21 protein-coding genes and 1 tRNA gene are annotated in these 23,390 nt (G+C 71.8%); 15 read left to right on the top strand and 7 right to left on the bottom strand.

Going from position 1 to position 23,390, the window contains the following annotated elements; translation table 11 throughout:
* The first annotated feature begins 3 nt into the window (after nt 1–3).
* Entirely contained in the window at nt 4–1,410 is a 1,407-nt protein-coding gene (locus ACFWU3_RS18855; RefSeq protein WP_384438411.1) for a tetratricopeptide repeat protein, read from the top strand.
* A gap of 968 nt (nt 1,411–2,378) precedes the next feature.
* Here the strand turns inward: ACFWU3_RS18855 and ACFWU3_RS18860 are convergent.
* Nucleotides 2,379–2,978, bottom strand: a complete 600-nt coding sequence (locus ACFWU3_RS18860) for a histidine phosphatase family protein (protein WP_384438414.1) — start codon at nt 2,976–2,978, stop codon at nt 2,379–2,381.
* A gap of 186 nt (nt 2,979–3,164) precedes the next feature.
* Here ACFWU3_RS18860 and ACFWU3_RS18865 point away from each other — a divergent pair, with 186 nt between their 5' ends.
* From ACFWU3_RS18865 to ACFWU3_RS18900, 8 genes are all read left to right on the top strand, one after another.
* Nucleotides 3,165–4,043, top strand: a complete 879-nt coding sequence (locus ACFWU3_RS18865; protein ID WP_384438417.1) for a phosphatase PAP2 family protein — start codon at nt 3,165–3,167, stop codon at nt 4,041–4,043.
* Nucleotides 3,973–5,094 (top strand): hypothetical protein, encoded by a 1,122-nt coding sequence (locus ACFWU3_RS18870; RefSeq protein WP_384438420.1) that lies wholly within the window; start codon nt 3,973–3,975, stop codon nt 5,092–5,094. Before ACFWU3_RS18865 ends, ACFWU3_RS18870 begins: the two co-directional genes overlap by 71 nt.
* Nucleotides 5,085–6,680, top strand: coding sequence for a hypothetical protein (locus tag ACFWU3_RS18875; protein ID WP_384438423.1), 1,596 nt, complete (start codon nt 5,085–5,087; stop codon nt 6,678–6,680). The genes ACFWU3_RS18870 and ACFWU3_RS18875 overlap by 10 nt, the downstream gene beginning before the upstream one ends.
* Nucleotides 6,677–8,008, top strand: coding sequence for an AAA domain-containing protein (locus ACFWU3_RS18880; RefSeq protein WP_384438426.1), 1,332 nt, complete (start codon nt 6,677–6,679; stop codon nt 8,006–8,008). Before ACFWU3_RS18875 ends, ACFWU3_RS18880 begins: the two co-directional genes overlap by 4 nt.
* 40 nt (nt 8,009–8,048) lie before the next feature.
* On the top strand, nt 8,049–8,207 hold the full coding sequence (locus tag ACFWU3_RS18885) for a hypothetical protein (protein WP_384438429.1): 159 nt from the start codon (nt 8,049–8,051) through the stop codon (nt 8,205–8,207).
* Between the two features lie 186 nt (nt 8,208–8,393).
* A complete protein-coding gene (locus ACFWU3_RS18890) occupies nt 8,394–8,735 on the top strand; it encodes a hypothetical protein (protein ID WP_313946173.1) in 342 nt (113 codons plus the stop codon).
* Nucleotides 8,736–8,872: 137 nt separating this feature from the next.
* Nucleotides 8,873–9,532, top strand: a complete 660-nt coding sequence (locus tag ACFWU3_RS18895) for a bifunctional DNA primase/polymerase (RefSeq protein ID WP_384438433.1) — start codon at nt 8,873–8,875, stop codon at nt 9,530–9,532.
* Nucleotides 9,523–9,596, top strand: a tRNA-Lys gene (locus tag ACFWU3_RS18900). The genes ACFWU3_RS18895 and ACFWU3_RS18900 overlap by 10 nt, the downstream gene beginning before the upstream one ends.
* Before the next feature lie 61 nt (nt 9,597–9,657).
* Here ACFWU3_RS18900 and ACFWU3_RS18905 read toward each other — a convergent pair.
* Entirely contained in the window at nt 9,658–10,944 is a 1,287-nt protein-coding gene (locus ACFWU3_RS18905; protein ID WP_384438436.1) for a M6 family metalloprotease domain-containing protein, read from the bottom strand.
* 356 nt (nt 10,945–11,300) lie between these two features.
* Here ACFWU3_RS18905 and ACFWU3_RS18910 point away from each other — a divergent pair, with 356 nt between their 5' ends.
* Nucleotides 11,301–13,115, top strand: coding sequence for a putative bifunctional diguanylate cyclase/phosphodiesterase (locus ACFWU3_RS18910; protein ID WP_384438439.1), 1,815 nt, complete (start codon nt 11,301–11,303; stop codon nt 13,113–13,115).
* A 99-nt stretch (nt 13,116–13,214) separates the two neighbouring features.
* Here ACFWU3_RS18910 and ACFWU3_RS18915 read toward each other — a convergent pair whose 3' ends face one another.
* The 4 genes from ACFWU3_RS18915 to ACFWU3_RS18930 all read right to left on the bottom strand — a co-directional run bounded on the left by ACFWU3_RS18915 (nt 13,215) and on the right by ACFWU3_RS18930 (nt 17,984).
* Nucleotides 13,215–14,921, bottom strand: coding sequence for a glycosyl hydrolase family 18 protein (locus tag ACFWU3_RS18915; protein ID WP_384438442.1), 1,707 nt, complete (start codon nt 14,919–14,921; stop codon nt 13,215–13,217).
* A gap of 205 nt (nt 14,922–15,126) precedes the next feature.
* Nucleotides 15,127–16,218 (bottom strand): LLM class flavin-dependent oxidoreductase, encoded by a 1,092-nt coding sequence (locus ACFWU3_RS18920; RefSeq protein ID WP_384438445.1) that lies wholly within the window; start codon nt 16,216–16,218, stop codon nt 15,127–15,129.
* Between the two features lie 216 nt (nt 16,219–16,434).
* Nucleotides 16,435–17,166, bottom strand: a complete 732-nt coding sequence (locus ACFWU3_RS18925; RefSeq protein WP_384438448.1) for a decarboxylase — start codon at nt 17,164–17,166, stop codon at nt 16,435–16,437.
* Nucleotides 17,163–17,984 (bottom strand): decarboxylase, encoded by an 822-nt coding sequence (locus ACFWU3_RS18930; protein ID WP_327683943.1) that lies wholly within the window; start codon nt 17,982–17,984, stop codon nt 17,163–17,165. Before ACFWU3_RS18930 ends, ACFWU3_RS18925 begins: the two co-directional genes overlap by 4 nt.
* Before the next feature lie 98 nt (nt 17,985–18,082).
* Between ACFWU3_RS18930 and ACFWU3_RS18935 the strand changes: the two genes are divergently transcribed.
* Both ACFWU3_RS18935 and ACFWU3_RS18940 read left to right on the top strand, forming a co-directional pair.
* Entirely contained in the window at nt 18,083–19,033 is a 951-nt protein-coding gene (locus ACFWU3_RS18935) for a D-2-hydroxyacid dehydrogenase (RefSeq protein WP_384438451.1), read from the top strand.
* Complete coding sequence (locus ACFWU3_RS18940; protein ID WP_384438454.1) at nt 19,026–20,432, top strand: amidase; 1,407 nt, start codon at nt 19,026–19,028, stop codon at nt 20,430–20,432. Before ACFWU3_RS18935 ends, ACFWU3_RS18940 begins: the two co-directional genes overlap by 8 nt.
* Before the next feature lie 5 nt (nt 20,433–20,437).
* Here ACFWU3_RS18940 and ACFWU3_RS18945 read toward each other — a convergent pair whose 3' ends face one another.
* A complete protein-coding gene (locus tag ACFWU3_RS18945) occupies nt 20,438–20,959 on the bottom strand; it encodes a DUF3830 family protein (protein WP_384438457.1) in 522 nt (173 codons plus the stop codon).
* A 100-nt stretch (nt 20,960–21,059) separates the two neighbouring features.
* On the opposite strand from ACFWU3_RS18945, the gene ehuB reads away from it, so the two are divergent.
* Genes ehuB through ehuD form a run of 3 tightly spaced genes read left to right on the top strand, consistent with a single transcriptional unit; the run spans nt 21,060 to nt 23,373 of the window.
* Nucleotides 21,060–21,983 carry an ectoine/hydroxyectoine ABC transporter substrate-binding protein EhuB gene (gene ehuB / locus ACFWU3_RS18950; protein ID WP_313946162.1) on the top strand — a complete coding sequence of 308 codons (924 nt, stop codon included), beginning with the start codon at nt 21,060–21,062 and terminating at the stop codon, nt 21,981–21,983.
* Entirely contained in the window at nt 21,980–22,723 is a 744-nt protein-coding gene (gene ehuC / locus ACFWU3_RS18955; protein ID WP_384438461.1) for an ectoine/hydroxyectoine ABC transporter permease subunit EhuC, read from the top strand. The genes ehuB and ehuC overlap by 4 nt, the downstream gene beginning before the upstream one ends.
* A complete protein-coding gene (ehuD, locus tag ACFWU3_RS18960; RefSeq protein WP_313946160.1) occupies nt 22,723–23,373 on the top strand; it encodes an ectoine/hydroxyectoine ABC transporter permease subunit EhuD in 651 nt (216 codons plus the stop codon). The genes ehuC and ehuD overlap by 1 nt, the downstream gene beginning before the upstream one ends.
* The last annotated feature ends 17 nt before the right edge of the window (nt 23,374–23,390 follow it).

The raw sequence follows: 23,390 nt of genomic DNA on the forward strand, positions 1-23,390 counted from the left end.
GCCATGGCGTCGTCGTCACAGGCATCACGGGCAGTTCCCAACCTCGCCTTCCGACGGTTGCGCGGGCAACGATCGCCGGGGGAGTTCGCCGCCGCCGTACGCAAGGCGGCGCGGGAGATCGGCGAGCAGGTCTCCTGCGACGCCCGCTACATCGGGCGCGTGGAGGCGGGCGAGATCCGCTGCCCCAACTACGCGTACGAGCGGGTTTTCCTCCATATGTTTCCGGGTCTCGCTCTGGGGGACCTGGGGTTCACGGCACGGGAGCAGGTGCGGGGCGGGGCCAGGTGCCGACCGCGCGAACAGGCTCACGAACAGGCTCTGGACACAAGGGCGTTCGGCTTCGCGGCCACGACTCACACCGGCACCGACAGCGACGAGGAGAGCGACGTGCTGCGTCGCGCATTCATGACGAGCGGCACCGCCACGGCGGCGGCCGCGTCCCTGGGGCTGAGCTCCATGGCCGTGCCCTCACAGGGCCGCCGCAGGGTCGGCGAGCCGGAGGTGAAAGCCGTCGAGGAGGCGGTACGGCGGATCCGGCTGCTCGACGACCGGCACGGCGCGGACGGCCTGTACCGTCGTGCCGCGCAACCGCTGCGGGCGGCCTACGCGTTGCTCGACGCGGGGATCGCCGCCCGGCGCTCGACGACGGACCGGCTTCACTCCGGCGCCGGTGAACTGGCCATCTCCGTGGGGTGGCTGGCGCACGACTCGGGCCGGTTCGACGACGCGCGGTCGCACTACGCGGAGGCGCTGGCGACGGCGCGGGTGGCCGGGGACGCGGCGCTGGAGGCGCACGCGTTCTGCAACACGTCGTTCCTGGCGAGGGATACGGGCCGGCCCCGTGAAGCCGTCCGCTCGGCGCAGGCCGGTCTGCGTGCGGCCGAGCACCTGTCGTCCCCGCGGCTGCTGGCGCTGCTCTCGCTGCGGGAGGCGGGGGGCTGGGCGGGGCTGGGGGACCGTGCGGGCTGCGAGCAGGCACTGACACGGGCGCACACGTACTTCGACCGGGGGGCGCGGGCGGGGGCGGGGGCGGGGGCGGGGGCGGTGGATCCGGAGTGGATGTCGTTCTTCGGCGAACCGGAGCTGGAGTCGCTCCAGGCGCAGTGCTGGGCGACGCTGGGCGACTGGCCGCGCGCGATCCGCCACGCACGCCGTGCGGCGACGCTCCAGGACCGCCGCTTCACCCGCAACCTCGCGCTGTACCGCGCGGAACTGGCGACGGACCTGGCCCACGGAGGCACCCCGGACGAAGCGGCGTCGGCGGCGGAGGCGGCGCTGGATGTGCTGGACGGGGTCCAGTCGGCACGTATCCAGGCACTGCTGTCCTCGACGGCGAGGACGCTGAGGGGGCATCGGGGGGTGCGGGGGGTGGGGGCGTTTTTGCGGCGGTACGAGGAGGTGCGGGTGTAGGGGGTGCGGGTCCTTGGGGCGGGGGCGGGGGCTTGGGGCGGGGGCGGGGGCTTGGGTGCTTGGGCCTCGGGTTCTTGTCGGGCGTCGGGTCGCTGGGGCGGGGGCTGGGTGCCTGGGGCGTCGGGCCCTTGTCCGGCGTCGGGTCCGGGGGCCCTCCGGGCTCGACTCCTCGGGGTCGGCGGCGTACAGCTGCATTGTCTTGAGCACCCGGGTCTTGCCGCCGATCCCCTGCGGGGACGACCCTGCACGCCCCCTGCCGCGGGCCGAGGACGCGACCGGTGGCAGTGCGGGCGGAAGCGAACTCCAGCCCGTTCGGGCAGTGGATGTGATGCGGCGCGAAGCTGCCGCGGCTAGGGGGCGTGGGGCGCAGCCCCGCTGAATCCCCCTTCACCCGCACCGAACAGGCGCATTCGGCCCGGGTTCTTGTCCGGCGTCGGGTCCGGGGCCCTCCGGGCTCGACTCCTCGGGGTCGGCGGCGAACAGGTCTGTTGTATTGAGCACCCGGGTCTTGCCGCCGATCCCCTGCGGGGACGACCCTGCACGCCCCCTACCAGAGGTCGAGGACCCGGCCGGTGGCGGTGCGGGTGCATGTGAGCCCGAGCCGGCTCGGGCAGCCGGGGTGGGATGCGGCGCGGAGCTCCCCCGCCTGAACCCCACCCGCACGTGCGGCGCGAAGCTGCCGCGAGCAAGGGCCGTGGGCGCAGCCCGCATGACCCTCCAGTCCCACCGGACAGGCGCGCAAGCCGGGGCGGCGCGAAGCCGCCGCAGCCAGGGGCCGTGGGGCCCGCCCCACAAACCCGCTCCACCCGCACCGATCAGGTGCGGCGCGAAGCTGCCGCAAGCAAGGGGCCGGGGCGCAGCCCCGCGTGAACCATCCCACCGCACCGGACAGGAGCGCAGGCCCGCCGGCGCGAAGCGGCCGCAGCCAGGGGCGTGGGGCGCAGCCCCACAGAACCCCCGGCCGCGCGTCAGGACTCCAGGTGCGCCGTGTCGTTCCAGTGGTCCAGCGCCGGTGCGCCGTATGCCCAGCCCAGGATCGACAGGGAGGCCGGGTCCAGGCGGATGCGGGCCGCGAAGGACGGGTCCAGGTCCAGCCAGCGGGCCGCCAGCACGCGGAGGATGTGGCCGTGGGCGAAGACCAGGACGTCACGGTCCTCCGACTGCGCCCATTCCACGACCTCGTCCGCCCGCGCGGCAACCTGCGCCAGGGTCTCCCCGTCCCGGACACCGTCGCGCCAGATGAACCAGTCCGGCTTGCTGATCGCCCTGATCTCCGGCGGGGTGAGGCCCTCGTACGCCCCGTAGTCCCACTCCATCAGCGCGTCCCACTCCGTCGCCCTGACCCCGAAGCCCGCGAGCGTGCACGTCTCCGACGCCCGGGACAGCGGGCTCGTGCGGACCTCGACGTCCGGCAGTGAGGACCACGGCGAGCGCTGGAGCCGTTCGCCGAGCAGTTTCGCCCCGCGGCGGCCCTCCTCGATCAGCGGGATGTCCGTCCTGCCGGTGTGCTTGCCCAGCAGGGACCATTCGGTCTGACCGTGCCGGGCGAGCAGGATGCGCGGTGCCATGAGGCGCTCTCCCTGAAGTTCACATGCGGTGGATTTCCATCATCACCCACCTGAACCCGGGGCAACCTCCAAGACGATCTCGGCGTCCTCCACTAGGTCGGACCCGCCGACAGAGCGTCGCCCCTTACACCGTACGGTTGAACCGTGGTCGTCGGCCACCGGAACTCACGATGGAGAAACGTTCGGATGCCGTACACCGCGCCGCGACCGAGGCCACGCTGGTGGACCGAACTGCTCCTGCTGCTCGTGGTGTACGTCGCGTACTCGGCCGGCCGGCTTCTCGCGCGCGGTGATGTGACGACCGCCGTGGACCACGGCCTCGCGATACTCCGGGCCGAGAAGGCCCTCCTGCTGAACGCCGAGCACCCGCTCAACCGGCTGTTCAGCCAGACGCCCGCGATCGGCATACCCGCCGACTTCATGTACGCGTCCCTGCACTACCTGGTGACCCCCGCCGTCCTGGTGTGGCTGTTCCGCCGCCGTCCGCTGCGTTACCGCGCGGCCCGCACCTGGCTGATGCTCTCCACCCTCCTCGGTCTCGTCGGCTTCACGCTGACGCCGACCTGCCCGCCGCGGCTGCTGGACGCGAGCCACGGCTTCGTCGACACCATGGCCCAGTACAGCTCGTACGGCTGGTGGGGCGGCGAGGCGAGTGCTCCGCGCGGCATGGGCGGTATGACCAACCAGTACGCGGCGATGCCGAGCCTGCACGTCGGCTGGGCGCTCTGGTGCGGTGTGATGATGTGGCGGCACGGCCGTACTCCGCTGATGAAGACACTCGGCGTCGCCTACCCCCTGCTCACCACGCTGGTGGTGATGGGAACCGCCAACCACTACTTCCTCGACGCGGTCGCCGGCGCCGTGGTGATGGGTCTCGGCGCGCTGGCGACCCGGCCCGCGCTGCGGCTCGCCGACCGCCTGCGGGCCCGCTACGCCTCCGCCCCTTCCGGCCCGAAGTCCCCGATTGTCGGTGCCGGATGCGAGACTTCCGCGGGTGAGCGAATCCCTGGACAGCGGACCTCGTCCGCAGGCGCCGACGACAGCACTCCGGCAGCGGCTCGCTGAGCTGCGCGGTCCCGCCGCCCAGCCACGTCCGCTCGACGCCCGGGCTCTCGCCGCCCTCGCGGCCAACCCCGGTTGTGAGCGGCGCGCCCTGCTGGACGGCGCCGGGGTGGACAAGGCGGCGCTCGCCACCGCGCTGGGATCGCCGGCGACGTTCGGTCAGTCGCAGTTCGCGTTCATGCGGGGCAATGCCTTCGAGGCGAAGGTCAAGTCCGACGGCGGCACGGAGCTGCTGCGGCTGATGGGCGTCGACAGCGGCGCGGACGTCCGGGTGCCCGATCTGTCGGCGGCGGGCCCCGAGGGCCGGGCCGCACGGACGGCGCTGGCCCTGCGCGAGGCGACCGCCGAGGCGGCGTGGACGCTGCTCGACCATCCGATGCTGGCACTGGAGGTCGCGGGCTCCCCCGCCTATCTGGAGCCGGACGCGGTGGTGGTCGCTCCCGACGGCCGGTGGACCGTGGTCGAGATCAAGTCGTTCCCGATGATCGACGCCTCCGCGGACGCGTCCAAGGTGGGCGCGGCCGCCCGCCAGGCCGCGGTGTACGTGCTGGCGCTGGAGCGGGTCGCGACGCTGACCGCGGGCTCGCAGGTCGCCCACGACATCCTGCTCGTCTGTCCCAAGGACTTCTCCAACCTCCCGACGGCGTCCGTCGTCGATGTGCGCAAGCAGCTGTCGGTCACCCGCCGGCAGCTGGCCCGGCTCACCCGTGTCGAGGACATCGCGGCCGCCCTGCCCGAGGGCACCACCTTCGATCCGCAGTGCACGCCGGAGCAGCTCACTGCCGCCGTGGAGTCGGTGGACGCGGCGTACGCACCCGAGTGCCTGGCCGCCTGCGAGCTGGCGTTCCACTGCCGTGAGCGGGCCCGGACGGCCGGAGTGGTCGGCGCCCTGGGCCGCGGGCTGCGGGGTGAGCTGGGCGGGCTCACGACGATCGGGGACGTGCTGGCGGCCGCCCGCGGCACCGCGGGCGACGCGGACGATCCGGCCGTCGCGGCCCTGCGCCGGGCCGCCGCGCTGCGGGCCGAGGCGCTGGAGGCCGCCGGATGTCACTGATCGCCACGCTGGCCCGGCTGGAGGCCGTGGAGTCCGGGCGTGCCCAGCCGCTCGCGACCGTGCGGCACCGGCATCTGTCCGAACGCCCGCTGGTCCTCGTGCCGCTGACCACCGCCGGTGAGGCGGGCGCGCCGCTGGGCGCGCTCGTGGGGACGGACCGGGAGGAGCCGCGGCTGATGGTGGTGGCCCAGCCGCGCGACCGGGAGCTGCGGTTCGCCTTCCTCGCCGAGCTGGCCGACGCGGTGCTGCCGCATCTGGACACGTACGCCGACGACATCGAGCTGGTCGAGCAGAACCAGACCGACCCGGAAACCGGCAGGCGCACCAAGGTCGAGGCCGAACTGTGCGCGGACGCACCGCAGCTCGTGGTGCCGGGACGGGCCGGGATCGACTTCGTCCGGCTGCTGGGCCGGTCGATGCGCTTCCGCCGTACCGCCGAGCAGGACCCCGACACGCCCTACCCCGCCCCGCCCCGGGTCCCGTTGCTCGGGCGGTGGCTCACCCACTACGGCGAGCGGGCCCGCGTGCCGGGCTCCTCCCTGCTGCTGGCGGCGACGGATCTGCTGGGCCGGCACTGGGCCACCGGCCAGTCGTCCCTGGAGGACCAGCATGTGGGCGCACTGCTGGCCTGGATCGACGCGGCCGAGGGGCAGTCGGGCGCCGAGGCGGCGCTGCGGGCCGAGCTGGCGCGCGACGAGCGGGGCCAGCTGCTGTGCCCGCCGGCCGGGCCGGCCACCGATCCGGCGTTCGACAACCGCCTCCTGGCGCCTGCCGTCGAGCGCTACGACAAGGCCCGGCAGGCCCTCGGGGCGGCGGAGGACGGCGCCGCGGCCGACGCCCGGCTGGGTGAACTGACCCTCGCCGAGCGGGAGATCCGGCGTCTGCTGCTCAGCCAGTTGCGGCCCACGTGGGACGCGGTCTGGCGGAGCCTCGAGCTGCTGCGGGAGCTGCCCGAGGGGCGGCGGGCCGCGGACCGCTGGACACGCGACCGCTGGTCGTTCACCGCGCACCGCGACCGGGTGCGGGCCGGTGAGCCGCCGCAGCCGCGCCGCGACGACGCCGTGACCGCGGCCAGGAAGCTCGCCTCGCGGGAGACGGCCCAGGCGCAGCTGGACGCGCAGGAGGCCTTGGACGACCCGCTGGTGATGGCGGGGCGCAGGCTCGCGGGCGAGGCGTTCCTGGGTGAGGTCACCGACGTGGTGATGGCCTGGTCCGAGTCGAAGCGCCCGAGCCCGCGCCCGCTGGTGACGGTGCGCACGGACGACCGGCCGCATCTGGGTGAGCGGGTGAAGGTCTACCGGTCGCTGGACGGCAAACCGCAGTCGGCCGAGTTCACCGGGTTCGCCGGGCCGCCGTCGGACGGGCTGCTGGTGCTGCGGCTGACCGACCGCATGGGCCGGGCCAAGGAACCGGCCGAGGGGACGGTTCCCCGCAAGGGCGACCGCATCGCCTGGACCCTGTTCGAGCACGATCAGCGCGGCGGGCCGAAGCTGCCGGACCCGGAGGAGACGCCGTGGACCCACGGCGGCCCGCCGGGCACGGCCGCCGAGAGCGCCGACCCCGTGACCTCGGAGGACATCCTGTGAGCGCCCCCTTCGACCCGTCCGCCGAGGCGGCCCGGGCCACCGAGGCGATCCTCGCCGACACGCTGCACGGGACGCACCGCGGTGTCGTGGTGGACTCGCCGCCGGGCGCGGGCAAGTCGACGCTCGTGGTGAACGCCGCCCGCGAACTGGCCGCGGCGGGCCGCCCCCTGATGGTGATCGCCCAGACCAACGCACAGGTCGACGACCTGGTGCTCCGGCTCGCCGCGAAGGACCCGCAGCTTCCGGTGGGCCGGCTGCACAGCAGTGACCCCGACCCGTACGACAAGGCGCTCGACGAGCTGGACAACGTCCGCACCTCGGCGAAGGCGGGCGACCTCGCGGGCCTGGAGATCGTGATCTCGACGGCCGCGAAGTGGGCCCATGTCCAGGGCGTCGAGCCCTGGCCGCACGCCATCGTGGACGAGGCGTACCAGATGCGTTCGGACGCCCTGCTCGCGGTCGCCGGCCTCTTCGACCGCGCGCTGTTCGTGGGCGACCCGGGGCAGCTGGACCCGTTCTCCATCGTCGGCGCGGACCAGTGGGCGGGACTCTCCTACGACCCGTCCGCGAGCGCCGTCTCGACGCTGCTGGCACACAATCCCGAGCTGCCGCAGCACCGGCTTCCGGTGTCCTGGCGGCTGCCGGCGTCTGCCGCGCCGCTGGTGTCGGCGGCGTTCTATCCGTACACACCGTTCCGCAGCGGTACGGGCCCCGGCGAACGGCGGCTGTCCTTCGGGGTCGCGTCGGACGGTTCGGCCCACGACCGGGTGATCGACGAGGCTGCGGAGTCGGGCTGGGGCCTGCTGGAACTGCCCGCCCGCCACACGCCCCGTACCGACCCGGAGGCCGTACGCGCGGTGGCGCGGGTGGTCCGCCGGCTGCTGGACCGCGGCGGCGCGGCGAGCACCGGCTCCTCGGAGCCCTCTCCGGTGACGGCCGAGCGCATCGCGGTCGGCACGGCCCACCGGGACCAGGCGGCGGCCGTGCGGGCGGCGCTTGTGGAACTGGGCGTCGCCGATGTCACCGTGGACACGGCGAACCGGCTCCAGGGACGCGAGTTCGATGTCACGGTGGTGCTGCACCCGCTGTCGGGTCGCCCGGACGCGACGGCGTTCCATCTGGAGACGGGCCGGCTGTGCGTGCTGGCGTCCCGCCACCGGCACGCGTGCATCGTGGTGTGCCGGGCGGGCGTGGCCGAGCTGCTGGACGAGCACCCCTCGACGGAGCCGGTGCAGCTGGGGGTGACGGTCAAGTTCCCGGACGGCTGGGACGCGATGATGACGACCTGGGACCACCTCGCCGACCACCGCGTCTCCTGGACACCGTGACCCGCCGGCGATCGGTGCTGCCGGTTCGCCCAAGAAGGTCATGGACACGCACCCGGCCCGGCGCCCGCGAAGCAGCAGACGCCGGACGGAGTCCGGCACGCCGCCGGAGGCGGCCCGAGGAAACAGCCCGGACGGCTGGGACGCGATGATGACGACCTGGGACCACCTCGCCGACCACCGCGTCTCCTGGACACCGTGACCCGCCGACCACCGCGTCTCCTGGACACCGTGACCCGCCGACCACCCGCGCGACACTCGTGGCATGGCCCGCGCCCGGAGGTGACCGCGCGCCCCTTTCGCGCTTCGAGTCGCCCTCTTGCGGCCCGCGGGACAATGGATGGCGGTCCGGATCATCCGGCCGTACCCGTGCAAGGAGGAACAGCCCATGGCGGAACCCCAGCGGAGCGAGCGACGGCTGCGACCGGCGCCGCTGCTCTTCGAGCCGTCGGAGGCTGCCGCCGACCCCGAGCACTTCTTCGACCTGGAGTCGATCGAGGACCCGAGGGACCTGCTCTCCCGTGCGACCGAGCTGACGCTCGCCTTCCGTGCGGCGACCGACCGGGCCGTGGAGTTCCAGGCGCTCGCGGCCGCGCAGCTCGCCGATCCGCGCCGGTTCGACCGGCTGACGCCCGCGGACATCGCCGAGCGCGCGGAGTGGACCGAGGACTATGCCAAGAAGATGATCGAGTTCGGCCGGGGGCTGCTGCGGGACGGAAGTCCCCAGTAGAACGCCGCTTCGAATCTGCCGGGCAAACATCACACGTGGCATATGCCGAGGCGCAAGATACTCCTCCCCAGGGCGCGCTGTCCTCGTTTTGACCAACTGTCGGGAGCCGTCCGGTCACTCCCGGTAGACATTGCTCCATGAGTGCATGGCTGCGAGAAGACTCCCTGCTGAACCCCGGTACCGCCGAGACCGAGCGCAGGCGCGACATCTTCGCCCTTCTGCGCGACGACGGACGGGATCAGGTCGCGCAGGTCACCGCCTCGGGTGCGGCCTGGCTCGCCTCGTCCGGGACGTACCCGCGCTCCATGCTCGCGCTCTGGCGCACCCGGCCGACCGCGCCCGCCGTACTGCCCTGCGGCACGGCCTTCGACGTGGTGAACGTTCCCGCGCTCTTCGGCCGGCAGATGCTCGACCGGCTCTGGGCGGAGGGGCCCGGCTCCGGCCCGGTGGCCATGCACCGCGGCCGGATGCTGATGTTCACCGTCCCGGGCACCGCGCACCGGCTGCCCGCCCTGCTGGACTGGGAGGAGTGGGGCGACGCGGTGCCGCCGCTGCTGTGCCACGGCACCGGCGACGCGGTCACCGTCCCGCCGCTGGCCCGGACCGAGCGGAACGGCCCCGGGCCGCGCTGGGTGGTGGCCCCGGACACCCGTCATCCCTGGCTCCCGGGACCCGAGGTGCTGCTGTGGGCATGCGTCCGTGCGGCCCGCGCGGCCTCCTCCCCGAGCGTCCGCATATCGATTTTTCCTCGCGCCGATCAGGGTGCTAAGGTCTACGACGTCAGCAGGCGCCGCTAGCTCAGTTGGTTAGAGCAGCTGACTCTTAATCAGCGGGTCCGGGGTTCGAGTCCCTGGCGGCGCACAGACGGAAAAGGCCCCTCGCGCGAGCGGGGGGCCTTTTCGTATGCCGGTGGGGCCCACCCCTACGCGGTGGTGATCCTGACCGTGAACGCACCCCCGGGCGTACGGTCCGCGACCTCCACCCGGGTCCGCCCTCCCGGCGCCCCCGGCATCGTGAACGTCTCGCCGACCCGCAGCGGGGCGTCCGCCAGCTCCGGGTACACCGACTGGTCCCAGCACGCCTCGCTGTTCGGATGGGTGTCGATGACCTCGACGGGTCCGCCGCCCGAGGCCGTGTCCGACTGGACCCGGTAGAGCAGCACCCCCTCGGTGCAGGTCGACGCGTCGTTGCCGGTGGCGGCGCGTGCCTCGATGGCGAGCGCCGTGCCCGGTCCGGTCCGTACGACCGCGAGCCGGGTGCCGAGGCCGCCGCCCGGCGTCGGCGCCGCGCCGATCGGCTCCAGGGTGATCAGCTCTTCCCCGGTGACGCACCGGACGGCCCGCTCGTCGAGCCAGCCGAGCTTCCACTTGTGCCAGCCGAACAGATCGGGCGACATGCCGAACTGGCTGCCCATCACGTCCCAGTCGCCGACGTAGGTGTCCCAGTCGCCCTTGCCGTCCACGGGCCGGTGATAGAGGTCCGGGAGGTCGAAGACGTGCCCCGTCTCGTGGGCCAGCACATTGCGGTCCGGCGGATGGCGTTCGAAGACGGTGACGACACGCCGGATGTCGACGCCGTCGGCTCTGAGCGGGTGCTCGAAGTTCACGACCTTGGTGGCGTCGGAGTCGACCCCGGGCGCGTCCGGGTCGGCGACCAGATAGACGATGTCGTAGCGGGAGAAGTCCACGGTCGGGTCGGCGGCGGCGATCGCGTCGCGCATATAGGCGCTGCGCTTCTTCGACTCCCAGTCACGGCTTATCCCGTAGGCGGTGGAGGCCTTCGGCATGACCACCCAGGCGGGCTGCGGGTCGGCCCGGAGCTTGAATCTGCCGTACGAGGCGCGGTCGAAGAAAGTGCTGGTGGCGGGGAAGTGGTCGGTGGCGAGTTCACCGGGATCGTGGTTCGGCACGGAGTCCGGGAACGACAGGAAGACCATGACCGCGTCGAGCCGGGACGCCGGGCGCGGATAGCCGGCGTTCCAGGTGTCGAGGCCGAGGGAGTGGTGGGCGGAGGTGCGGGGCAGCGCGCAGGGGCCGGCCGAGTTCTTGGCCACCGCGGGTCCGGCGACGAGGGAGGTGGCGGCGAGGGCCATGAGGGAGGTGAGGGCCGCGGCGGTGGCGCGCAGCCGTCCGCGTTCCACTCCCCCGGGTGTTCCCGCGGGTGACTGCTGACCCTCCACGTAGACCTCCGGCTGCGGAATGGGAGACACCTCACCCACCTTGTGCGGGTTTCTTGGTGTACGTCCTGTTCCGGTGCCCCACTCGGGTGACCGACCTGACATCGGGCCGACACCGACCCGAGATGCGACGACACTCCGATGGCTCACGGAACGTCACATTCGGTCAGGGCGGAATCGACACCCGTGCAGACCCGTGCAGAAACGATCGGCCGGAGACCACGGACGGGCGGCACCCGAGCGGCGGAGCTGGAACGGCCCAGGGGGCAGCCTCTATGATCGGCACACTTTCCCGGACCCTTCCCCCGACCTTCGCCGACGTAGGACCGGCCCCGGCCGGCCCCATCAGTACGACCCTGTACGACACAACTGCACTGCGGGAGTGAGCGGTGAGCGGAACCTCCGAAGGAACAGGGCCGACGGGAGTCGCGGTGCCCGGCAGGGCGCGGCCGAAGATCACGGAGCGTCACCAGGTCGGCCGGTCCGCCGCCGAACTGCGCGACTACCGGGCGGCATTCAACGCGGCACACCTCGCGATGGCGGTCGTCGACCAGGACGGACTCGTCGTGACGGCCAACGCGGCGCTCGCGACGCTCTTCGGCGCCGAGCCCGTGGACCTCCTGGAACGCACCGCGGCCGACCTGGTCGACCTCGCCTCCGACCGGCGCACCTGGCACGCCTACCGCGAGGTGCTGCGCGGCCGGCGCTCCCGCTTCCGGTGCACCCGCAGGCTCAAGCACCCCGACGGGCGGGCGCTGTGGGCGGAGGTCACCGTCGCGCCGGTGCCCGACAGCCGTAATGTGCTGCTGTCCGTCGCGGACATCAGCGACCGGCGCGAACTGCACGCGCGGCTGCGCCATCTCCAGATGCACGACGCGGTGACCCGGCTGCCGAACCGCACGCTGTTCTTCGAACGGCTCGCTTCGGCGCTCGAATCCTCGGCGTACGACCAGGGGTCCACCGGCCGGGTCGGCCTCTGCTATCTCGACCTCGACGGCTTCAAGGCGGTCAACGACACCCTCGGGCACCGGGTCGGCGACCGGCTGCTCGCGGCCGTCGCCCGACGGCTCACCGAGTGCGCCGACAGCGACGGCTACACCCGCAGCGGCGGCCATCTGGTGGCCCGCCTCGGCGGCGACGAGTTCGCGATCCTGGTCGAGGACTCCACGGGTACGGATCAGGTCGCGGACCTCGCCCGGTCCGTACTGGTCGCGCTGCAACAGCCGTTCGACCTCGACGGGCAGCGGCTCTCGGTCTCCGCGTCGATCGGGGTGGTGGAGCGCACGGTCGCCGGCACGACCGCGACGGGGCTGATGCAGGCCGCCGACACGACGCTGTACTGGGCCAAGGCGGACGGCAAGGCGCGCTGGACGCTCTTCGATCCCGAGCGCAACGCGCACCGGATGACACGACAAGCCCTCTCCTCGACACTGCGACCCGCGGTCGAACGCGGGGAGTTCGCGCTGGAGTACCAGCCGCTGGTCGGACTGGCGGACGGGATGACGCGCGGTGTCGAGGCGCTGGTGCGCTGGAATCACCCGCAGTTCGGGACACTCGCGCCGAATCGGTTCATCGGGATCGCGGAGGAGGACGGCTCGATCGTCCAGCTCGGGCGGTGGGTGCTGCGCACCGCGTGCCGCCAGGCGCGCCGGTGGCAGCAGGAACACCCTGGCGTCCCGCCGCTGTTCGTGAGCGTCAATGTCGCCGTACGACAGGTCTGGGACTCGGACCTGGTGGCGGATGTCGCGGAGATCCTCGCCGAGACGGGACTCGCGCCGCATCTTCTCCAGCTCGAACTGACCGAGTCCGCGGTCATGGGTTCGGCCGGCCGGCCTCTCCAGGCGCTCCAGGCGCTCAGCGACATGGGCGTGCAGATCGCCATCGACGACTTCGGTACGGGCTATTCGAACCTGGCGTATCTGAGCCGGCTGCCGGTGTCGGCGCTGAAGCTGGACGGATCGTTCGTCCGCGGCTTCCAGGACGAGGCGCACCCGAACCCTGCGGACGAGACGATCGTGGAGGCCCTCGTCCAGCTCGCGCACCGGCTCGGTCTGACGGTGACGGCGGAGTGCGTGGAGACCTCGGGGCAGGCCTCCCGGCTGCGCAGCATCGGCTGCGACACGGGACAGGGCTGGCTGTACTCACGGGCCGTGGCGCCGGACCGGATCGGGGCGATGATCGGCGTCAGCGCGCTGCCCGGGTGAATCCGGCATCGCCACGGGCCCTTGACGACGGGCGCCGCCCCGGAACCCTGAGCGGGGGTCCGGGGCGGCGCCGTGGTGGGGGGCGGGGAGCACCTGTGATCAGCAGGCGCCCTGGTCGCGCCAGACGCCCCACTCACCGGTGGTGCCGGGCTCCTCGTTCTGCGTCCACCACTGGGCCTTCCAGGTGCGGCCCTTGTGGGAGACGAGACCACCGTTGTTGTAGACCGCGGAGGCGGACCACGGCGTGGCCGTGCAGCCGGGCGCCGGGTCGGACGGCGACGGGGTCGGGTCGCTCGGCGAGGGTGTCGGGTCGGACGGGGACGGGGTGGGGTCGCTCGGGTCCGGGCTCGGCGAGCTGCCGACGGCCGCCACGATGTCGTTGAGCAGCTTGGCACCGGGGTCCAGGCCGAGCAGGGAGTACATCATCGCGCCGCCCAGACCGCGGTTGTGGGCGTAGTCGGCGCGGGCCTGGATCGCGCGCTTGTCGAGGCCGGTGAAGAACTCGCCGTCCTTGTAGAAGTACGACGCCTTCGCCTCGTCGTCCCAGAACGTCGTCGCCGCGTTGTCGACGATGCCGCCGAGCTCCTTGTAGTGCGCGATGCCCGCCTGCTGGCTCAGCGGACGCGCGGCGCTCGCACCGGTGGCGCTGCCGCCGAGACCGTTCCTGGCCCCGGCCGGAACACCCTTCCAGCCGCGGTAGTAGAACTCGTATCCCAGCGTCAGCTTGTTCGCCGGGAAGCCGCCCGCGATGCCGTACGCGGCGTTGCCGTCGATCCAGGCGTCCACGGCGTTGTCGATCGAGTACTTCTGGGTGCCCGGCGGGATCGGGTCCGTCGGGTCGGACGCCGGCGAGTACAGCGGCGACTGGTGGTAGGCGGGTCCGTCCGCGTCCCAGGCGCCGTGCATGTCGTAGGTCATGATGTTCGCGTAGTCGAGGTACGCGCCGACCTTGTCCGTCTCGATGTACTTGATCTTGTCCTGGCCGGCCGGCATCGCCGCCGTCAGCAGGTACTTCTTTCCGCCGTGCGCGGTGCCGTACTCGTTGAGCTGCTTGCGGAACTCGGCGAGCAGCAGGGTGAAGTTGGCCTTGTCCTCGGGGCCGTAGTGGTTGCCGAGGTGGCCGCCCGCCGAGCCCGGGTACTCCCAGTCGATGTCGATGCCGTCGAAGATGCCGGCCGCCGTGCCGGCTCCGCCGAAGCCGCCCTCGACCGGGATGTCGCCCTGGATGTACTGCTTGATGCAGGACGCCACGAGCTTCTTGCGGCTCGCGTCCGTCTTCGCCGCGTCGTGGAAGAACTTGGAGTACGTCCAGCCGCCCAGCGAGATGTTGATCTTCAGATGCGGGTTCTTCGCCTTGAGCTTCTTGAACTGGTTGAAGACACCCGCGATCGGCTGGTTCCAGGTGTCGGCGACACCGTCCACGCTGTCGGCCGCGCCGAAGGTCTTCTGGTAGTCCGCGAAGGCGTCGCCCGCGCCGTCACCGGCGTTCGGGTTGTTGTCGTCGCCCGCCGCCTTGTTCGCCTCGAAACAGGTCAGATCCGTGGGGTGGATGTTCCCGAACGAGTAGTTGATGATGTCGAGTTTCCCCGCGATGCCCCGGTCCTGGAGGTGCTTGGGGAAGAAGGCGTTGCCGTACACGCTCCACTGGTCGTAGTACGCGATCTTCACCCCGCCCGTCGATGCGGCGGCGAGCTGGGCGTCGTGGCCGGCCGCGCCGGCCGGGCCGGTGGCGGCGAAACCGGCCATGACGCCTGCGGCGAGCGCCGCGGTCGTCAGGGCCGCGAGCAAGGGTCTGGGGGAGCGCACGGACAGCCTCCGGGGTTGTGCCGACGTGAGTGGGAGAAGAGATAGCGATCCGGCCACCGGCGCGTCAATGGTCCTGACCACATTAGGACTAGACCAATTTTGACGAGAAACCGCTTGTCAGGCTGTTGCAACAGGATGCAAAAACCGCCCGCCACCATCGTGACGAGCGGTTTAAGGGTGCGTTAACCGAGCCCTGCGGCCCTGATCAGGAAGGAACCACCGAGGTCGGCAATTCGTAGGCGTCGGCGATCAGTTCGTACGAACGGAGCCGGACGTCCCCGCCGTGGGCGTTGGCCGTGAGCATCAACTCGTCGGCTCCCGTGCGCTTCTGGAGGTCGTCCAGACCGGTGCGCACCGCGTCGGGCGTGCCGTGGACGATGTTGTGCAGCCAGCTGTCGACGAACTCCTGCTCCATGGGGCTGAACCGGTACGCCTCCGCCTCCTCGGGCGTCGGCACGAGCCCCGGACGGCCGGTGCGCAGCCGCAGCATCGAGAGTGCCCCGGTCAGCACCTGCCGGCGGGCCTCCTTCTCGTCGTCGGCGGCGAGCGCCGCCACGCCGATGAGCGCGTAGGGGGCGTCCAGCACCGCCGAGGGCCGGAAGGACTCGCGGTAGAGGTCGAGCGCCGGGATGGTGTTCTGCGCCGAGAAGTGGTGGGCGAAGGCGAAGGGCAGTCCCAGTACGCCGGCCAGACGGGCACTGAAGCCGGAGGAGCCGAGGAGCCAGATGGGCGGACGGCCGGTGGGCCCCTGCACCGGGCCCGGGACCGCGTGAATACGGCTGTAGGGGTGCCCGTCGGGGAAGTCGTCGTCCAGGAACCGTGTCAGCTCGGCGAGTTGCTGAGGGAAGTCGTCGGCGCCCTCGCCCAGCCGCTCGGTGCGCCTCAGCGCGGCGGCGGTCGCGCCGTCCGTACCGGGGGCGCGGCCGAGGCCGAGGTCGACACGGCCCGGGGCGAGCGCCTCCAGCGTGCCGAACTGCTCGGCGATGACGAGAGGCGCGTGATTGGGGAGCATCACGCCACCGGAGCCGAGGCGGATGTGCTCGGTGTGCGCGGCGAGGTGCGCGAGGATCACGGCGGGCGAGGAGGAGGCGACGCCGGGCATGGAGTGGTGTTCGGCCACCCAGTGGCGGCCGTAGCCGCGACTCTCGGCGAGCCGGGCGATCTGCACACTGGTGCGCAGGGCGTCGCTCGCGGTGCGACCCTCGCCGACCGTGACCAGATCCAGTACGGACAGCGGCACCGGCGCCGTACCCCGTGCCGTGCCTCGTATCGGGTCGCCCTGTATCGCGTCGTCCACCGGTTCAGCCCTCCTGCGCGTGAAAAACGTACAACACAGGAGAACAGGAGGGCCTCTCCGCTTTATTCCGGAGCAGGCCGGGACCGGGGCTCCGGCCCTGGTCCGGGCGCCGCCCCTTCGCCCCCGGCGGGATCCGGTTCGAGACTTCGAGACGTCGGCCCGGGGTCGGCGTCCCGGCCCGGGCCGCTCAAACCGGGCCCCGGACCGGCCCGCCGCTCAGATACGGATCTGGTCCCGCTTGGCGAACAGCGTGCCCAGCTTCGGCGCCCACGCACGGCGCTCCGCCAGGCGCAGGCCCTCCCAGACGGTCACCTGGTTCGCCGTGAGGACCGGTTTGCCGAGCGCCTCCTCCAGCTCGGGCAGATACGCCGCCGTGTGCAGGGCCGTGTCCGGCAGCAGCACGATCTCGGCGTCGGGGTGGTCTCCCGCCCGCGCCAGCTCCAGCACCTCGTCCCGGCCCCAGGTGCCGACCTCGGCCGCCGTGATGATGCCGCTCGCCCGGTCCGCGACCACCTCGGTCCCCGCCGCCTTGAGGAACGCCGTGAAGTGGGCGGTGACATCCTCCGGATAGGTCGCCGCGACCGCCACCCGTTCCGCGCCCAGCGCGCGTACGGCGTGGGCGAAGGCGAACGACGTGCTGGAGGCCGGGAGGCCCGCGGCCAGCGCGAGCGCCCGTGTCTGCTCGTGGGCGCCGTCCCAGCCGTATACGAAGCTTCCGCTCGTGCACGCCCAGACGACCGACTCGGCGCCCGCGAGGCGGAGTTCCTCCACGCCCGCGGCGAGCCGCTCGGGCGACCCCATGTTCAGCAGGGCGTCCACGCGGTGGGCGTCCTCACCGATGTCGGTGTGCACGACCGGCAGCCTGATGTCGCTGTCGAGCAGCACCTCGAAGCGCGGGTAGTCGTCCTCGGCGGAGTGCCCGGGGTACAGAAGTCCGACGGTGGTCATGTCCAGCCTTCCTGTTCTTCGGGCTGGGCGGGCTGAGCCTGGGGCTGCGGTGCCTGGGGAGGGAGCGGGATCTCGGGCTGGGCCTCGGGCTGCAGCAGCAGCCCCTGGTAGGGCCCGACCGCGTGCACGCCGATCCGGCGCAGCGCCGCCCACATCGTCACCTGGTTCGCGGAGAGCACCGGCATCCTCAGTTCGGCCTCCAGCTGGGGGATCGCGTCGTACGTCGGCAGATTCGTACAGCTGATGAAGAGCGCGTCGGCCGCGCCCACCACCGCCTGCCGCGCCATGTCCACCACCGACCGGTACGGCACCTTCCAGATGTGCCGGGTCAGTCCGAGAAAAGCGCGGCCCGTGACGGTTGCCCCGGCTTCCGCCAAGTAGTCCTCCAGCGAACGCGTGACCGATTCCGTATAGGGGGTCACAAGGGCGATACGGCGGGCGCCCAGCTCGTCGAGTGCTTCGAGCAGGGCGCCGGACGTGGTGAGCGAGGCGACGTCCCCCGCCGAGGTCATCGCCTCGCACATGGCCCGCTCCCCGGCGACCCCGCCGACGAAACTGCCGGATGTGCAGGCGTACGCGATGACTTCGGGCTCGGACGCCCCGAGCGCCTGCACGGCCTTGTGCAGGGTCTCGTGCTCACTGACCAGGCGGGCGAGGTCGAGGGAGACCTCCACGGGGACGTAGGGAGTACGCGTCAGCCGCAGTGAGACGTCGTCGGGGACCCAACGCCACAGCTCGCGATCCAGCGCGAAATCGAACGGAGCGACGATGCCGACACCGCGTTGCGGTTGCGGCCCGCCGAGAAAGGAGACATCCATCGCACGGCCCCCTTTGACGTGTTGTTGACGACGTTAGGTTCGGCTGCGAGCGTGGGTCAATCCGTACATGTCAGACGTTACGAAACGGCTTCCGCTTGATGTCCGAACCCACTCTTCTCGTCCTGCAGGCGGACCCCCCGCCCCGTCTCGGCCGGCTGACCGGACGGGTCCGCGTCAGCTACGCCGACGAGCAGTCACTCGCCTCCCGACTCCCGTACGCCGACGTGCTGTTGGCCTGGGACTTCACCTCCGACGCGGTACGGCTCGCCTGGCCGGGCGACGGCCCGCGGCCCCGCTGGGTGCACACCCCGAGCGCCGGTGTCGACCGGCTGCTCTGCCCCGAACTGGCCGAATCCGACACCGTGGTCACCAACGCCCGGGGCGTCTTCGAGGAACCCATCGCGGAGTACGTCGCGGGCCTGGTGCTCGCGATGGCGAAGGACCTTCCCGGGACCCTCGAACTCCAGCGGCAGCGCCGATGGCGCCACCGCGAAGGACTGCGCGTCGCCGGTACCCGGGCCACGGTCGTCGGCGCCGGGCCGATCGGACGGGCGGTGGCCGCGACCCTGGAGGCGCTGGGCATCACCGTGGCGGTCGTGGGCCGGACCGCGCGGGGCGCCATCCACGGCGCCGAGGACCTCGATCCGCTGCTGGCGCGCGCCGACTGGGTGGTGTGCGCCGCCCCGCTGACCGATGCGACGCGCGGGATGTTCGACCGGCGGCGCTTCGCCCTGATGCAGCCGTCGGCCCGGTTCATCAACGTGGGACGCGGCCCGCTGGTCGTCGAGGACGATCTCGTCGCGGCGCTGAACGACCGGGTGATCACGGGCGCCGCCCTCGATGTCTTCACCTCGGAGCCGCTGGAGCCCGACAGCGCGCTGTGGGACGTCCCCGGCCTGATCGTGTCCCCGCACATGAGCGGCGACACCGTGGGCTGGCGCGACCGGCTCGGCGAGCAGTTCGTCGATCTGTACGAGCTGTGGGAGGCCGGAAAGCCGTTCCCGAACGTGGTGGACAAGAAACGTGGGTACGTCCCCATGCATGACTGATCCGCTGACTGACCACACCGCACGCCAACTGCTGGCCGGCTACGAGAAAGGGGACTTCTCGCCCGTCGAGGCGACCCGAGCGGCGCTGGAGAGGATCGAGGCGGTGCAGCCGCTGGTCAACGCCTTCGTCCGGGTCGACGCCGAAGCGGCGCTCGCCCAGGCCGAGGCATCGGCCGACCGCTGGCGACGGAAGGAGCCTCAGGGTCTGCTCGACGGCGTGCCGGTCACCGTGAAGGACCTGCTGCTCCAGCGCGGCGGGCCGACCCTGCGCGGCTCGCACACCGTCCGCGAAGGCGGCTCCTGGGACGAGGACGCGCCGTCGGTGGCCCGGATGCGCGAGCACGGCGCGGTCTTCCTCGGTAAGACCACCACGCCCGAGTTCGGCTGGAAGGGCGTCACCGACTCACCCCGGCACGGTGTCACCGGCAACCCGTACGACCCCTCGCGGACGGCGGGCGGCTCCAGCGGCGGCAGCGGGGCCGCGGTCGCGCTGGGCGCGGGCGCCCTCTCGCTGGGCACGGACGGTGGCGGTTCGGTCCGTATCCCCGCCTCCTTCTGCGGGATCTTCGGCCTCAAACCGACGTACGGCCGGGTACCGCTGTATCCCTCCAGCCCGTTCGGGACGCTCGCGCACGTCGGCCCGATGACCCGCGACGCGGCGGACGCGGCGCTGCTGCTCGATGTGATCAGCGGCCCGGACTGGCGGGACTGGTCGCAACTGGCGCCCGCGGGCAGCACACAGGACGCGCTCGCGGACGGCGTCCACGGGCTGCGGATCGCCTACTCGCCGTCCTTCGGCGGGCAGGTGGCGGTCCGTCCGGCGATCGCCTCCGCGGTACGCGGGGCGGTGCAGGCACTGGCCGGGCGCGGCGCGTACATCGAGGAGGCGGACCCCGACGTCACCGACCCGGTGGAGGCCTTCCACACCCTGTGGTTCAGCGGTGCGGCACGGCTGCTCCAGGCGCTGGGGTCCCCGCAGCGGCAGTCGCTCGATCCCGGGCTGCGCGAGATCACCGCGATCGGTGCGCGGCACAGCGCGCTGGAGTACCTGGCGGCCGTGGACACCCGGATGGATCTGGGCCGGCGCATGGGCCGCTTCCACCGGACGTACGACCTGCTGGTGACGCCGACGCTGCCGATCACCGCCTTCGAGGCGGGCGCCGAGGTGCCGGCCGGCTCGGGGCACCGTCGCTGGACGGGCTGGACGCCGTTCACCTATCCCTTCAACCTGACGCAGCAGCCCGCCGCCACCGTGCCGTGCGGGGTGGACGAGGACGGGCTGCCGATCGGCGTCCAGCTGGTCGGGGCGCGGCACGCGGACGCGCTGGTGCTGCGGGCCGCGCACGCGCTCTACGAATCGGGGGTGGCGTCGATCCCCGCGCCCCGTCCGCGGATCTGAGCCGCCTACGCCCGCCGGAAGCTGAGGGTCTCCCCCAGCGCACCGGCCCGCCACAGGTCCTGACAGGCCTCGGCCATCCGGTCGAGGCCGTCGACCACGGTGCCCCAGACGATGCCGGGGACCCATCCGGTGTCGCCGTTGAGCAACAGGTTGTTGCGTTCGTAGAACAGCGCGAGGTCGACGACGGTGGCGCGGCCCGCGTGCGCCGCCTTGTCCCCGTAGCCGTACGAGTTCGTACCCAATTGCACATCGGAGAACGTGAAGTAGCAGAGATCGCCCGGAATGGGAGTGACGGTCGGATTCTCCAGCGGCGGCTCCTGCGGAGCGAACGCGGGCAGCAGGGCGTAGATCTCGTTGCGCGCGTACTTGGCGTGGTACACGTCGCCGCCCAGCGGCAGCGCGTCCCACACGGCGGCGCACGTGAGCGGCGCCTTGTCGGTCAAGAGCCGTGCCGTGCAGCTGATTCCGCGCTTGTCGAGCGAGACCTCGACGAAGTGGTCGGCCGGGCCGGTGCTGTGGTCAGCCATGCAATCTCCTCGGGTGGACGGTGCTCCTCCACTCATGCCCGCCGATCCCGGGCGCAAATTCATCCGAATACCCGAATGCGAACGGGGTAGCCGCGCCCCCATGGCTCCACCACAGGGGATATCCAGACACAGCACAGGCCAAGGAATCCGGCGCCGCTCACTGCTCGCCGGGGCCGTGGCCCTGGGTGCCGTGGGCGCCGTCGGTGCGACGAGCGCATGCAGCAGGGTGGCCACCGCCGACGCCGGTGACGGGGGGCATCTGCTGGAGCAACTGCGCGCGAAGAAGACCGTGCGGCTGGGGCTCGCGGGCGAGCAGCCGTACAGCTACATCGGCAAGGACGGGAAGATGACGGGTTCCGCCCCCGCCATCGCCGAACGGATCTTCAAGGAGCTGGGCGTGGAGAACGTCCAGCCGTTCCCCACCGAGTTCGGTTCCCTGATCACCGGCCTCAACTCCCTCCAGTTCGACGTCGTCGCCGCCGGGATGTACATCAACCCCGAGCGCTGCGAACAGGTCATCTTCGCCGACCCCGAGTACCAGATGCTCGACGCCTTCATCGTGCGCAAGGGCAACCCGAAGAACCTGCACTCCTACAAGGACATCGCCGAGGCCGGCGCGAAGATGGCCACGGGCGTCGGCTACGCGGAGATCGACTACGCCAAGGAGGCCGGGGTCAAGAACCTGACGACCCTGCCGGACCAGCTCGCGGGCCTGCTCGCGGTGGAACAGGGCCGGGTCGACGTCTTCGTGGGCACCGCGGTCACGGTGCGCAATGTCGTCAAGGAGACCCGGAGCGGCAAGGTCGAGGCGACGGCCGAGGTCACGCCGTACGTCAAGGGCAAGCCCGTCATCGACGTCGGCGGCTTCGCGTTCCGCAGCCCCGAGACCACTCTCCGGGACGCCTTCAACCGTGAGCTGCACAAGCTCAAGAAGAGCGGCGAACTGCTGGAGATCATGCGGCCCTTCGGCTTCACGAAGGACCAGATGACCACCATCACCGCCAAGGAGAAGTGCAAGCCATGAGCGAAATATCCGCGGGTTTGTGGGAACTCCTCCTCAAAGGCGTGTGGATCACCGTCCAGCTGACCGTCCTCAGCGCGGCGCTGGCCGCGGTCGTCGCCTTCGTCGTCGGCCTCGCACGCGCGCACCGGCTGTGGATCGTGCGCTTCGTCGCCGGCGCCTACTTCGAGATCTTCCGCGGCACCTCGGCGCTGATCCTGATGTTCTGGATCTTCTTCGTCCTGCCGCTCGGCTTCGGATGGCAGCTCGTCCCCCTGTGGGCGGCCGTCCTCTCCCTCGGCCTCACCTACGGCGCCTACGGCTCGGAAGTCGTACGGGGCGCGGTGGCCGCGGTCTCCCCCGCCCAGCGCGAGGCGGGCATCGCCCTCAGCTTCACCCCGGCCCAGCAACTGCGGAAGATCATCCTTCCGCAGGCCTGGCCCGAGATGATCCCGCCCTTCAACAACCTGCTGATCGAGCTGCTGAAGGGCACCGCCCTCGTCTCGATCATGGGCGTGGCGGACATCGCGTTCGGCGCCTCGCTGGTGCGCAACGCCACGGGCCAGAGCGCGCCCGTCTACACGATCATCCTGGTGATGTACTTCGTCCTCGCCTTCGTCCTGACCCGCGGCATGCGCGTCCTGGAACGCCAGGCCAAGGCCGGCATCGGGCAGGCTCCCCCACCGCGGTCGTCCGGTGTGGCGCGCAAGCTCGACATCCCCCGCCAGAAGCGGGTCTCGGCGAGCGCCGGGGGTGAGCGCTGATGCAGTGGGACTGGTCCGCAGTCGACGAGTTCATGCCCCGTTTCTGGGACGGCCTGCTGGTCACCCTCCAGGCCCTGGTGCTGGGCGCGCTGGTCGCCTTCGCGCTCGGCCTCGTCTGGGCGCTGGCCCAGCGCTCACGCCTGGCCGTGGTGCGCTGGCCCGTGACCGCCGTCACCGAGTTCGTCCGCAACACCCCGCTGCTGGTGCAGCTGTTCTTCCTCTACTACGTCCTGCCGGAGTGGGGCATCACGCTCTCGGCCATGGTCACCGGCGTCGTCGGGCTCGGCCTGCACTACTCGACGTACACCGCCGAGGTCTACCGCGCCGGCATCGACGGCGTCCCGCAGGGTCAGTGGGAGGCGGCCACCGCGCTGAGCCTGCCGCGCACCCGCACCTGGGGTGCGGTGATCCTGCCGCAGGCGATCCGCCGGGTCGCCCCTGCGCTCGGCAACTACGTCATCGCGATGCTCAAGGACACACCGATGATCTTCGTCATCGGTGTGATGGACATGCTCGGTGAGGCACGGCAGTTCGCGTCCGAGACCTTCCTGACGGTCGAGGCGTTCACGGTCGTCGGCATCGCCTTCATCCTCATCTCCTATCCGGCATCCCTTCTCATGCGAGCACTGGAGCGACGCCTTGTCCGCTGACAGCAACCCCCCGAACA

This window comes from Streptomyces sp. NPDC058685, from assembly GCF_042714725.1.
Lineage (GTDB): Bacteria > Actinomycetota > Actinomycetes > Streptomycetales > Streptomycetaceae > Streptomyces.